Origin of the sequence: Streptomyces sp. NPDC005799, assembly GCF_040630525.1 — a bacterium.
Lineage (GTDB): Bacteria > Actinomycetota > Actinomycetes > Streptomycetales > Streptomycetaceae > Streptomyces > Streptomyces griseorubiginosus_B.
The window spans coordinates 83,880-96,259 of sequence record NZ_JBEXXQ010000003.1 but is presented as its reverse complement, the minus strand read 5'-3'; the positions used below and the strand labels follow the sequence as shown (position 1 = coordinate 96,259).

Annotated in this window: 9 protein-coding genes; 8 read left to right on the top strand and 1 reads right to left on the bottom strand. The window is 71.8% G+C overall.

Features of this window, described 5'->3' with window-relative positions:
- Nucleotides 1–70 precede the first annotated feature (70 nt).
- Nucleotides 71–1,873 (top strand): ABC transporter ATP-binding protein, encoded by a 1,803-nt coding sequence (locus ABZ453_RS04065; RefSeq protein WP_359011323.1) that lies wholly within the window; start codon nucleotides 71–73, stop codon nucleotides 1,871–1,873.
- 43 nt (nucleotides 1,874–1,916) lie between these two features.
- Complete coding sequence (gene mltG / locus ABZ453_RS04060; protein WP_359011321.1) at nucleotides 1,917–2,774, top strand: endolytic transglycosylase MltG; 858 nt, start codon at nucleotides 1,917–1,919, stop codon at nucleotides 2,772–2,774.
- Between the two features lie 12 nt (nucleotides 2,775–2,786).
- On the opposite strand, the gene ABZ453_RS04055 is transcribed toward mltG, so the two are convergent.
- Nucleotides 2,787–3,872 carry an NAD(P)-binding domain-containing protein gene (locus ABZ453_RS04055; RefSeq protein WP_359011319.1) on the bottom strand — a complete coding sequence of 362 codons (1,086 nt, stop codon included), beginning with the start codon at nucleotides 3,870–3,872 and terminating at the stop codon, nucleotides 2,787–2,789.
- 101 nt (nucleotides 3,873–3,973) lie between these two features.
- Here ABZ453_RS04055 and ABZ453_RS04050 point away from each other — a divergent pair, with 101 nt between their 5' ends.
- The 6 genes from ABZ453_RS04050 (at nucleotide 3,974) to ABZ453_RS04025 (ending at nucleotide 12,372) form a co-directional block, all read left to right on the top strand.
- On the top strand, nucleotides 3,974–4,402 hold the full coding sequence (locus tag ABZ453_RS04050; RefSeq protein WP_359011317.1) for a YjbQ family protein: 429 nt from the start codon (nucleotides 3,974–3,976) through the stop codon (nucleotides 4,400–4,402).
- A gap of 25 nt (nucleotides 4,403–4,427) precedes the next feature.
- Nucleotides 4,428–5,363: a cyclase family protein gene (locus ABZ453_RS04045; protein ID WP_359011315.1), complete on the top strand. Its 936-nt coding sequence runs from the start codon at nucleotides 4,428–4,430 to the stop codon at nucleotides 5,361–5,363.
- Nucleotides 5,364–5,491: 128 nt separating this feature from the next.
- The gene (locus ABZ453_RS04040; RefSeq protein WP_359011313.1) at nucleotides 5,492–8,368 is read left to right on the top strand and encodes a SpoIIE family protein phosphatase; all 2,877 of its coding nucleotides are present in this window, start codon (nucleotides 5,492–5,494) and stop codon (nucleotides 8,366–8,368) included.
- A gap of 133 nt (nucleotides 8,369–8,501) precedes the next feature.
- Nucleotides 8,502–10,049 (top strand): sugar ABC transporter ATP-binding protein, encoded by a 1,548-nt coding sequence (locus ABZ453_RS04035; RefSeq protein ID WP_359011311.1) that lies wholly within the window; start codon nucleotides 8,502–8,504, stop codon nucleotides 10,047–10,049.
- Nucleotides 10,046–11,152: an ABC transporter permease gene (locus ABZ453_RS04030; RefSeq protein ID WP_359011309.1), complete on the top strand. Its 1,107-nt coding sequence runs from the start codon at nucleotides 10,046–10,048 to the stop codon at nucleotides 11,150–11,152. Before ABZ453_RS04035 ends, ABZ453_RS04030 begins: the two co-directional genes overlap by 4 nt.
- Before the next feature lie 56 nt (nucleotides 11,153–11,208).
- Nucleotides 11,209–12,372: a substrate-binding domain-containing protein gene (locus ABZ453_RS04025; protein ID WP_359011307.1), complete on the top strand. Its 1,164-nt coding sequence runs from the start codon at nucleotides 11,209–11,211 to the stop codon at nucleotides 12,370–12,372.
- Nucleotides 12,373–12,380: the final 8 nt, after the last annotated feature.

Genomic DNA, 12,380 nt, shown 5'->3' with positions numbered 1-12,380 from the left:
AACAATGAGCTAGGCTCCGCCAGTCTTCGCCGTCCCACACTCTTTGTCGTCCCACTCCCGTAGGAGTCCATTGCATCCCGATCGTCAACCCAGTTGGACACCGCCGGCCGACGCCAAGCAGCAGCCCCGGCAGGTGCGCCGCATCCTGAAGCTCTTCCGTCCCTACCGCGGCCGCCTCGCGGTCGTCGGACTGCTGGTCGGTGCCGCGTCCCTGGTGTCCGTGGCCACGCCCTTCCTCCTCAAGGAGACCCTGGACGTCGCCATCCCCCAGGGCCGCACCGGCCTGCTCAGCCTGCTCGCGCTGGGCATGATCGTCAGCGCGGTCCTGACCAGCGTCTTCGGAGTGCTGCAGACCCTGATCTCCACCACCGTCGGCCAGCGCGTCATGCACGACCTGCGCACCGCGGTCTACGGCCGTCTGCAGCGCATGTCGCTGGCGTTCTTCACGCGCACCCGCACCGGTGAGGTCCAGTCCCGCATTGCCAACGACATCGGTGGCATGCAGGCCACCGTCACCTCCACCGCCACCTCCCTGGTCTCCAACCTGACCAGCGTGGTCGCCACCATCGTCGCGATGATCGCCCTCGACTGGCGGCTGACCGTCGTCTCCCTGCTGCTGCTCCCGGTGTTCGTGTGGATCAGCCGCCGCGTCGGCAACGAACGCAAGAAGATCACCACCCAGCGCCAGAAGCAGATGGCCGCGATGGCCGCGACCGTCACCGAGTCGCTGTCCGTCAGCGGGATCCTGCTCGGCCGCACCATGGGCCGTTCCGACTCGCTGACCAAGTCCTTCGCCGAGGAGTCCGAGGGCCTGGTCGACCTCGAGGTGCGCTCCAACATGGCCGGGCGCTGGCGGATGGCCGTCATCACCATCGTCATGGCCGCCATGCCGGCGATCATCTACTGGACCGCGGGCATGGCCCTGCAACTCGGCGGCCCCAAGGTCTCCATCGGCACGATCGTCGCCTTCGTCTCGCTCCAGCAGGGCCTGTTCCGCCCGGCCGTGAGCCTGCTGGCCACCGGTGTCCAGATCCAGACCTCGCTCGCGCTCTTCCAGCGCATCTTCGAGTACCTCGACCTGCCCATCGACATCACCGAGCGGGAGAACCCGGTGCACCTCGACCAGATCAAGGGCGAGGTCCGCTTCGAGGACGTCGAGTTCCGCTACGACGACAAGGGCGGGCCCATCCTCGACGGCATCGACGTCATCGTCCCGGCCGGCAGCAGCCTCGCCGTCGTCGGTCCGACCGGCGCCGGAAAGTCGACGCTCGGCTATCTCGTCCCGCGCCTCTACGACGTCACCGGCGGCCGTGTCACCCTCGACGGCGTCGACGTCCGCGACCTCGACTTCGACACCCTCGCCCGCGCGGTCGGCGTCGTCTCCCAGGAGACGTACCTCTTCCATGCCTCGGTCGCCGAGAACCTGCGCTTCGCCAAGCCGGACGCCACCGACGCGGAACTCGAGGCGGCGGCCAGGGCGGCCCAGATCCACGAGCACATCGCGTCCCTGCCCGACGGCTACGACACGGTCGTCGGTGAGCGCGGCCACCGCTTCTCCGGCGGTGAGAAGCAGCGCCTGGCCATCGCCCGCACCATCCTGCGCGACCCGCCGGTCCTCATCCTCGACGAGGCGACCAGCGCCCTGGACACCCGTACCGAGGCGGCCGTCCAGGACGCCATCGACGCCCTGTCGGCCAACCGCACCACGCTCACCATCGCCCACCGCCTGTCCACCGTCCGGGGTGCCGACCAGATCGTGGTCCTCGACTCCGGGCGGGTGGCCGAGCGGGGCACCCACGAGGAACTCCTGGAGCACGACGGGCGGTACGCGGCCCTCGTACGCCGGGATGCCCAACTGGAACCGACAAGCTGAAAATATGCCGGGTTTGTGGTGATATGCGGGTTACCGTGCCCGCATGGACCAGAACACTCCGCCACGGAGCACTCGGAGCGCGATTCGACTGACGCGCAGGGGCCGGTTCGCCCTCATCGCGACCGGCGCCCTCGTGGCCGGCACCGCCGTGGCGGTGCCGCTGCTGACCCTGGAGAGGGAGCAGCACGCCAGGCCGACATCCCTGGTCATCCCGGAGGGCTGGCGCGCGGGGCAGGTCTACGCCGCCGTCGACAAGGCCCTGGCGCTGCCCGCGGGCAGTACTCGAAGGTCGATCGCCAAGGCCGGCCTGAAGCTGCCGAACGACGCCGACGGCAACCCGGAGGGCTATCTCTTCCCGGCGACGTATCCGCTGGAGAGCAACGGGAAGAAGGCGACTCCCGAGTCGCTGCTGGCGTACATGGTCGACACCGCGAACAAGAAGTTCAACGGCGCCCCGGTCGCGGCCGGCGCCCAGCGCAACGCCATGAACGTGTACCAGGCGGTCACCATCGCGAGCATCGTGCAGGCCGAGGCCGCCACGAAGGCGGACATGGGCAAGGTGGCACGGGTCATCTTCAACCGGCTGGAACACGGGATGCCGCTGCAGATGGACTCCACCGTCAACTACGCCCTCAACCGCGCCTCGCTCAGGACCGGCGCCGGCGACACGCGCATCGACAGCCCCTACAACTCGTACCAGCGCATGGGGCTGCCACCCACGCCGATCGACAACCCGGGCGAGGACGCGATGCGCGCCGCGATCAGCCCGCCGCCCGGGGACTGGCTGTACTTCGTCACCGTGAAGCCGGGCGACACCCGGTTCACCGCCGACTTCGCCCAACACCAGCGCAACGTCGCGGAGTTCAACGCCAACCAGAAGAGCGCGAGCCCGGCCAGGTGACCCGACGGGGCCTCACGCGGCGACCGGCTCGGCCGGCCGCGTGGCCAGCAGACGCCTGATGTCCCGTACGGCCGCCCGGCCGGCCCGGTTGGCGCCGATGGTGCTGGCCGACGGGCCGTAGCCGACCAGATGGATGCGCGGATCGGCGACCGCTCGGGTGCCGTCCACCCGGATCCCGCCGCCGGGCTCACGCAGCCGCAGCGGCGCGAGATGGTCGATGGCCGCCCGGAAGCCGGTGGCCCACAGGATGACGTCGGCGTCGACGCGCCGCCCGTCGTTCCACTCCACGCCGTCGGGGGTGATCCGGTCGAACATGGGCCGCCGGTCGAGGATCCCGTCCTCGATGCCCCGCCGGATCACGTCGTTGAGCGGCAGTCCGGTCACGGTCACGACGCTCTGCGGCGGCAGCCCCTGCCGCACCCGCTCCTCCACCAGCGCGACGGCCGCCCGGCCGTACTCCTCGGTGAAGGGGCCCTCGTGGTAGACGGGCGGGCGCCGGGTGACCCAGGTGGTGGCGGCCGCGTACCGGGCGATCTCCAGCAGGTGCTGCGTACCGGAGGCGCCCCCGCCCACCACGACCACGCGCTGCCCCGCGAACGCCTCGGGCCCGGGGTACCGCGCGGTGTGCAACTGCCGCCCCCGGAAGGTCTCCTGACCGGGATAGCGCGGCCAGAACGGCCGGTCCCAGGTGCCGGTGGCGTTGATCAGCGCCCGGGGCGACCAGGTGCCGTCCGAGGTCTCGACGAGCAGCCGCCCGCCGTCCCCCTCCCGCACCGCACGGACGTCGACGGGCCGCCGTACGCGCAGGCCGAAGGTGCGCTCGTAGGTGGCGAAGTACTCGGCGATCACCTCCGACGAGGGCCGTTCGGGGTCGGCGTCCGTCAGCTCCATGCCGGGCAGGGAGTGCATGCCGTGGACCTTGCCGTACGTCAGTGAGGGCCAGCGGAACTGCCAGGCGCCGCCCGGGCCGGGGGAGTGGTCGAGGACCACGAAGTCACGCTCCGGCTCGAAACCGGTGCGGTGCAGGTGATAGGCGCTGGACAGACCCGCCTGACCGGCGCCTATGACGACTACCTCGACCTCGCGCGTGTTGTTCACGTTTCCACTAACGGCGGCCAGGCCGTGGATCTTCCCATCAGCGTGCGGCGGACGGGTCGTGCCACACGTGTGAGACCCGGCGCAGGGGTCAGGATGGGGTCATGTCAGATGCCTTCACCACCCGAGTCCTGAACGTCACCACCGGCTCCACGGAGAGGGTGGTCGACCTGACCCGCGACTGCGAGGCCTTCCTGCGGGAGGCGGCCGCCGGCCGTGACGGCCTGCTCAACATCTTCGTCCCGCACGCGACCGCCGGAATCGCCGTCATCGAAACGGGGGCGGGCAGCGACGACGACCTCCTCGCCGCCCTCCACACCCTTCTCCCGGCCGACGACCGCTGGCAGCACCGCCACGGCAGCCCCGGGCACGGCCGGGACCACGTGCTGCCGGCTTTCGTGCCTCCGCATGCCACGCTGCCGGTGGTCGGCGGGGAGCTGGAGCTGGGGACATGGCAGTCGGTGTGCCTGGTGGACACGAACAGGGACAATGCTCATCGGAAGGTGCGCCTGTCCTTCCTCGGGGGCTCCTGACCGCCCAGTGATCAAGGAGGGCCGGATGAGTCCGATTTCCGGCGACGGGCCCGCCGTCTCCCGTCGGGAGTTCGACGCGCTCTTCGATGCGGTCCGCACGTGGGGGCGCTGGTCCCCGGCCGACCGCGGCGCCTTCAACCGGGTCACCCCGGACCACGTGCTGCGGGCCGCGGCGCGGGTGCGGACGGGCACGGTCGTCCCGCTGGGGCTGCCCTGGAACACCCGGCCGGGCCCCGACAACCCCAAGCCCGCGCTGCACCACATGACCGATCTCGGTGACGTGGAGGCGCCGGAACCCTCCACCCACAAGGACTTCATCGCCGCCGACTACCACGGCAAGGGCATCAGCCATCTCGACGCCCTGTGCCACATCGCCTACCGGGGGCGGCTCTACGACGGCCGCACGGCGCACGAGGTCGTCGATGCCGCGGGCGCCCGCTTCGGCGCGGTGTCGGCGCTCGGACCCCTCGTCACGAGGGGGGTCCTCCTCGATCTGCCCGCCGTCCTCCAAACCCGTTGGCTGGAGCCGGGGCGAGCGGTGCATGCCGAGGAGATCGTCGCCGCGGAGAAGGCGCTCGGTGTGACGATCGGGGAGGGCGACGCGGTACTGCTGCGCTCCGGACACGTCAGGCGCCGCGAGGAACTCGGTGCCTGGGACCCGGAGACGGCCAGCGCGGGCTTTCATGTGGACGCCCTGCCGCTGCTGGCCGAGCGGGGCATCGCGCTGCTCGGTTCGGACGGCGACAGTGACGTACGGCCCTCCCCTGTGGACGGTGTGCACTCGCCGGTCCATGCCCTGGCCGTCGCCGCCATGGGGGTGCCGCTGCTGGACAACCTCGACCTGGAAGCGCTGTCCGCCGCGACCGCGAAGGCGGGGCGGCATGATTTCCTGCTCGTCGTGGCGCCGCTGAACGTCCCGGGCGGGACGGGCTCGCCCGTCAACCCGGTCGCGGTCCTCTGAACCGATCAGGTCCGGTCGGTGGTTGAAGAGACCTTGCGCACCGTGACTCGCGCTTCCGATGCTCGTATCCTCGTCCATATCCGACATGTCGGAAGATCTGACTGTCGACGGCGCGAGTGAGGCGGAGCGTGGTTCGGGACGGCGGAGATCCGATACCGACAGGGCGTGCGTCAGGCGGCACGGGGCCCGCAGGTTTCCGTGAGCGCTTCCTGCAGGGTGAGCCGGTCGAGACGGGGGTGCGCGCGTCCATCCTGGCTTCCTGGCGGCGCTGCCGGCTGCTGGGGCTGCCGCCGGACCAGACCGACCTTCCTTTCCGGGAGGACTTCGAGCCGGACGGACGGATCGTCCGCGCGGCCGCTCCGGTGCTCGACCGGCTGCAGGCGACGTTCGCCGGCAGCGCGATGAACATCTCCCTCGCCGATGCCGACGGGACGGTGCTTCTGCGCCGTTTCGGAGAGGCGTCGCTGGCCAGAGCCCTTCCGCCGATCCAGACCGTCCCCGGATTCGTGTTCGCCGAGCAGGTCGCCGGCACCAACGGCATCGGTCTCGCCCTGGCGGAGCGCCGGCCCATCCGGGTCTACGGCGCCGAGCACTTCGCCGAGCGCTCCCAGGCAAGTGCCTGTCGCGCGCTGCCCGTCCGCGACCCGCTCAGTGGCCGCATCGAGGGCGTCCTGTGCCTGGGATATCCGCGCAGCGTCGAGAACCCGGCGCTGGACGGCGTGATCCGCAAGGCGGCCGAGACCATCGAGCGGGGGCTGCTGGCGCAGAGTTCCGCGCGTGAGCGTGCTCTGCTGCAGGCGTACCTGGACAGCGGGGCCGAGGCTGCCGCAGGCACACGGCACCGTGTCGGGGTACGGGAACTGGCCGTGGAGATGAGGCCCCGCGACCGGGGGATCGTCATGGAGAAGGCCGCCGAGCTGATCGCCCGGGCGCAGCGGGCCTGCGTCGACGTGCCCCTGCCCGACGGCGGTCGGGTCACGCTCGTGAGCCGGCCGGTGACGAGTGCCTCCGGAGTGGAGGGCTTCGTCATCGAAGCCGTTCTCCCCGGTCCCGCACCGCGCGGGCCCCTCGCCCTCCCGCATCAGATCCGCCAGCCGCTGGGCCTGCCGTTGGAGACTGCCGTCGCGACTTCCCTCCCGCTTTCCGGGGCCGTTCCCGCCGTGGCGCCCGCAGAGCCGTCCGCACCCTCGTCGGCGGGGCTTCTCGCCGGCTCGCTGTACGGCCCTGTCGCCGTGGGCGTCGAGGGCGTCACGGGCCGCGACGGTACGCCGGACGGGAACTCTCGCCCCACACCCCCGGCGAGAGGGCTCGTGATGGTGGGGGAGCCGCACGTGGGGACGTACGCCCTCGCCGCGCGCCGCCGTCTGGAACTGCTGTCCGAGGCCGGTGTCCGTATCGGCACCACGCTGGATGTGCGCGGTACTGCCCGGGAACTCGCCGAGGCGGCGGTGCCCCACCTGGCCGACTTCGTCACCGTCGACCTGCCTGAGGCCGTGCTGCGCGGCGAGGAGTCCGCCGATCCCCGCAGCGACCTGCGCCGGACGGTGGTCCACGGCATCCGCGACGACTGTCCCTTCCAGCCGGTCGGCAAGCAGATCGACTACGGTCCGGCGATGCCGCAGTCGCGCTGTCTGGCGAGCGGCCGGGCCGTACTGGAACCGGACCTGAACGCCGCCGCGGGCTGGTTCACGCAGGACGCGGAGCACTCCGCTCAGCTGCTGAGCCACGTCCACTCGCTCATCGCGGTGCCCCTGGTCGCCCGCGGCGTCGTCCTGGGCGTGGCCGGCATGTACCGCGCGCAGGGCTCGCCACCGTTCGGGGACGACGACCGGTCGCTGGCCCAGGAGCTGGCCGCCCGTGCCGCGCTGTCCATCGACAACGCCCGGCGCTACACCCGCGAACGCACCATGGTCCTGGCCCTGCAGCGCAGCCTGCTCCCGCAGGTGGTGCCGGACCAGGACGCCGTCGAGGTCGCCCACCGCTACCTGCCCGCCGAATCCGACGTCGGAGGGGACTGGTACGACGTCATCCCCCTGTCCGGCACCCGGGTCGGGCTCTTCGTCGGTGACGTCGTCGGCCACGGCATGCTCTCGGCCGCCACCATGGGGCGGCTGCGCACCGCCGCCCGCAGTTTCGCCGAACTCGACTTCCCCCCGGACGAGGTCCTCACCCACCTCGACAAACTCGTGGGGCGCCTGGACCGCGAGGACCCCGGCGCGGTGGACGCGGGCATCATCGGCGCGACCTGTCTCTACGCCGTCTACGACCCGACCACACAGCGGTGCACCATGGCCCGCGCCGGCCATCCCCCGCCCGCTCTGGTCCGGCCCGACGGCACGGTGTGGTTCCCCGACCTGCCCGCCGGACCCCCGCTCGGTCTCGGTGGTCTGCCGTTCGAAGCCACCGAGTTCGACCTCCCCGAGAACAGCCAGGTGGTCCTCTACACCGACGGGCTCATCGAGGACCGGCACCGCGACGTCGACGTGGTCCTCGAAGAGCTGCGCGTCACCCTGGCCCGGACGGCAGGCACGCCCGACGAGACCTGCGAGGCGGTGCTCGGCACCGTGGCTCCCGCCCATCCCTGCGACGACATCGCCCTGCTCGTCGCCCGCACCCACGCCCTGGATCCGCGGCGGATCGCCACCTGGGACCTGCCCGCGGATCCGGCCCGGGTCAGCGACGTCCGTGCCGCCGCCACCCGGCAACTGGCCGACTGGGGACTCGACGAGGCCGCGTTCGCCGCCGAACTGGTGCTCAGCGAGCTGGTCACCAACGCGATCCGGCACGGTGCCGGGCCGATCCGGGTACGCCTGCTCCACGACCGCTCCCTGATCTGCGAGGTCTCCGACACGAGCAACACCGCCCCGCACCTGAGGCAGGCGGCCGGCACCGACGAAGGGGGCCGCGGCCTGTTCCTCGTCGCGCAGCTGACCCAGAGCTGGGGCACGCGCTACACCCGGCAGGGCAAGGTCATCTGGGCCGAATGCGGGCTCGAGGGGCCGTGAGCCCCGCCCGGTGATCGACTGCTCCGTTGGAGTCACAGACAGGGGCAAGATATCGAAAAATATCTGGTATGTGCGGCTAATATCACTGATGCACATCGGGCAGAACACACCAGGTCCAACCCCGGAGAGGTCCGTGCACGAGGCCCACGACACCTCTGCGCCCGCGGTTCCGCCCCACGGGGCGGAACCCCTGGTCCGTGTCCGCGGACTCACCAAGAGCTTCGGGGCGACCCTCGCGCTCGCCGGGGTCGACCTCGATGTCCGCGCCGGCAGCGTCCTCGCCCTCCTCGGTCCCAACGGAGCGGGGAAGTCCACTCTCATCAAGGTGCTCGCCGGCGTCCACCACGCCGACTCGGGGCAGGTCACCGTGGCCGGTCACCCGCTCGGGACTCACGCCGCGTCCCGGCGCATGTCCTTCATCCACCAGGACCTCGGCCTGGTGGACTGGATGACGGTGGCCGAGAACATCGCCCTGACCGCCGGCTACCCGCGCCGCGCCGGACTGATCTCCTGGCGGCGCACCCGGGAACACTCTGCCGAGGCCCTGCGGGTCGTCGCCGGGCATCTCGATCCCGACGCGCCGATCGCCGGCCTCGCCCCGGCCGAGCGGTCACTCGTCGCCGTGGCACGAGCCCTGGCGGCACGGGCGGAACTCATCGTCCTCGACGAGCCGACCGCCCGTCTGCCCGCCGCGGACTGCGCCCGGCTGTTCCACGTCCTGCACACCCTGCGCGAGCGGGGCCACGCCATCCTCTACGTCACCCATCGCCTGGACGAGGTGTACGAGGTCGCCGACACCGTCGCCGTACTGCGCGACGGACGCCTGATCAGCCACGGCTCGTCGGCGAGCCACGGTCCCGCCCGCCTGGTGCGCGACATCACCGGCGGGGAACCGACCGACCACCGGCCCTTCACCGCCACGCCCGGCGGCCCGGCCGTGCTGACCCTGGAGGGAGTGCGCACCGCCGCCACGGGACCGGTCACGCTGGAGCTCGGACAGGGGGAAGTGCTCGGCCTGGTGGGACTCACGGGCGCCGGACACATGGACCTCGCCCGAGCTCTCGCGGGCAGCCGCCCCCTCCTCGCCGGACGGGCCCTCCTCGGCGGTCGCCCCTACCGTCCCCGTACGGTCGCCGAGGCCGTCGGGCACGGTGTCGCCCTCGTGCCCGGCGACAGACAGCGGGAGGGCTGCCTCGCCGGGCTGACCGTACGGGAGAACCTCCTGGCCAATCCTCGCGCGGGAGGCCTGTCGGCGCCGCGCTGGATCAGCCCCCGCCGCGAACGCGCCGAGGCCGGCGCGCTGATCGAGCGGTTCTCGGTGCGTCCCCGTGACAGCGAGGCCACCATCGCCACCCTTTCCGGGGGGAACCAGCAGAAGGTCATGATCGGCCGGTGGCTGCGGCTGGGCCTGCGCCTGCTGATCCTCGAGGACCCGACGGCGAGCGTGGACATCGGTGCCAAAGCCGCGATCCACCGCCTGCTCGACGAGGCACGCGCGGCCGGTCTCGGGGTCCTCCTCGTCTCCAGCGACTTCGAGGAGGTCGCCGGCGTGTGCCGACGCGCCCTGGTCTTCGTCCGCGGATCCATGACGGCCGAGCTGACCGGTCCGGCCCTCACGGTCACCGAGCTCACCAGGACGGCTTCGGCCCTGCCCTCCTCCGGAACCACGGCGACCTCGTGACCGGCGCCCCCATTCCCTCCGCGCCCCCGCCACGGCGGCGTCGCCCGGGTCCACCGAGGCGACCGGCCCGACCGTACGGACGCAGCGGGCAACTCATCGGCGCCTACGGCCTCCTGGCCCTCACCGCCCTGCTCTTCCTGATCTTCTCCCTCACCCTGCCCCGCACCTTTCCCACGCGGGACACCGTCGACTCGATCCTGTCCAACCAGTCGATCCCGGCCGTCCTCGCGCTCGCCGCCATGATCCCCATCGTGACCGGCGCGTTCGACCTCTCCATCGGCTACGGTCTCGGCCTGGCGCACGTCATGGTGATGCAACTCGTCGTGGGGGACGGGTGGCCCTGGCCGCTCGCCTGCCTCACGGTGATCGCCGGAGGCGGCGTCGTGGGCGTCCTCAACGGTGTCGTCGTCGAATTCGGACGGATCGACTCGTTCATCGCCACCCTCGGGACCGGCAGCATGATGTACGCGGTGACCGGCTGGATCACCGGCGGCAGCCGGATCGTGCCCGGCCCGCAGGGACTTCCGCCCGCCTTCACCGACCTCTACGACTCCAGGTTCCTCGGCCTGCCGGTTCCCGCCTTCTACGTGCTCGCCCTCACGGCCGCCCTCTGGCTGGTCCTGGAACGGCTGCCGCTCGGCAGGTACCTGTACGTCGTCGGGTCGAACCCGCGCGCCGCCGACCTGGTCGGCATCCCGACCCGCAGGTACACCGTGTACGCCTTCGCCGCGTCGGGACTGATCGTCGGCTTCGACGGCGTGCTGCTCGCGGCCCAGCAGGAGATCGGCAATCCCAGCGTCGGCCTCGACTACCTGCTGCCCGCGTTCGTCGGCGCCCTCCTCGGCTCCACCGCCATCAAACCCGGCCGCCCCAACGCCCTGGGCACCCTCGTCGCCGTCGCCGTCCTCGCCGTAGGCCTCACCGGCATCGCCCAGATGGGCGGTGATTTCTGGACGGTCCCGCTGTTCTACGGCGGCACTCTGCTCCTCGCCGTCGGGCTGGCCGGCTACTCCGCCCGTCGCCGGCTGCGCACCGGCGCGGTCGTCGCCCGCGACTCGCCGGCCGTGACACAGGAAGACGGCACACGGGGCAGCCCTCCATGACCCATGCCTCGGGCACCGCCGTCGTGCCCGGGCGGAATCCTCGGCAAGGAACTTCTGTGCACCGCAACCGCACCACCACCCCCGCCGTCTGCAACGCGCGGTCCACCGGCATCGCATTGGCGGCCGCGGTCGTCGTGCTGGCCGGCTGTGAACGCGGCTCGTCGAGCGGCCCGGAGCACTCCGCCTCGGGCCCGAGCGGCTGCCCCACGGTCCAGGCCAGGGCCCAGGCGGCCGTCAGCCGGGCGGAGCGGACCGACATCCCCTGGAACGGACCGACGCGCGGCCCCACCGCCGTGGGCGGCAGGACCATCGTCTACGTCGCCCAGACCATGACCAATCCCGGAGTCGCGGGCGCCGCGGAGGGTGTGCGGGAAGCCGCACGGGTCATCGGCTGGGACGTCCGGGTGATCGATGGCGGCGGCACCCCCGCCGGTATCCAGGCGGCGATGAGCGAGGCCGTCGACGTCAGGCCCTCGGGCATCGTCATCGGAGGCTTCGACCCCGGCTCGACCTCGCAGCAGGTGGCGCGCGCGAACGCGGCAGGCATCCCGCTCATCGGCTGGCACGCGGTCGCCTCCCCCGGCCCCAGCCGGCGCCCCCGGCTCTTCACCAACGTCACCACCAAGGTGGAGGAGGTCGCCAGAGCCAGCGGGCAGTGGGTCATCTCCAGCTCTCACGGCACCGCCGGGGCCGTGGTCTTCACCGACGCCTCGATTCCCTTCGCCAAGTACAAGTCCGACCTGATCAGGAAGGAGCTGGCCACCTGCGCGGGCGTGCGGCTGCTGGCGTACGAGAACATCCCGCTCCCGGACGCGAGCAGCCGCACGCCCCGGGAGATCTCCTCACTCCTCTCCCGCTTCCAGGGCAGCTGGACCCACTCGGTCGCCATCAACGACCTGTACTTCGCCGACGCCGCCCCGGCGTTCCGCGCGGCCGGCAAGAACGGCGCAGGACCGCCCTTCAACATCGGCGCGGGCGACGGCGACCCCTCCGCCTTCGTGCGCATCAACAGCCGGCAGTACCAGGCGGCCACCGTGCCCGAGCCGCTGTCCCTGCAGGGCTGGCAGATCGTCGACGAGTTCAACCGCGCCTTCTCGGGCCGACCGGCCAGCGGTTACGTCGCCCCCGTCCACATCAGCACGGCCGACAACAGTCAGGGCGCCACGAGCTGGGATCCGGTGGGATACCGGGAGGCGTACCGGAAGATCTGGGGCAGATGACGGTGGCG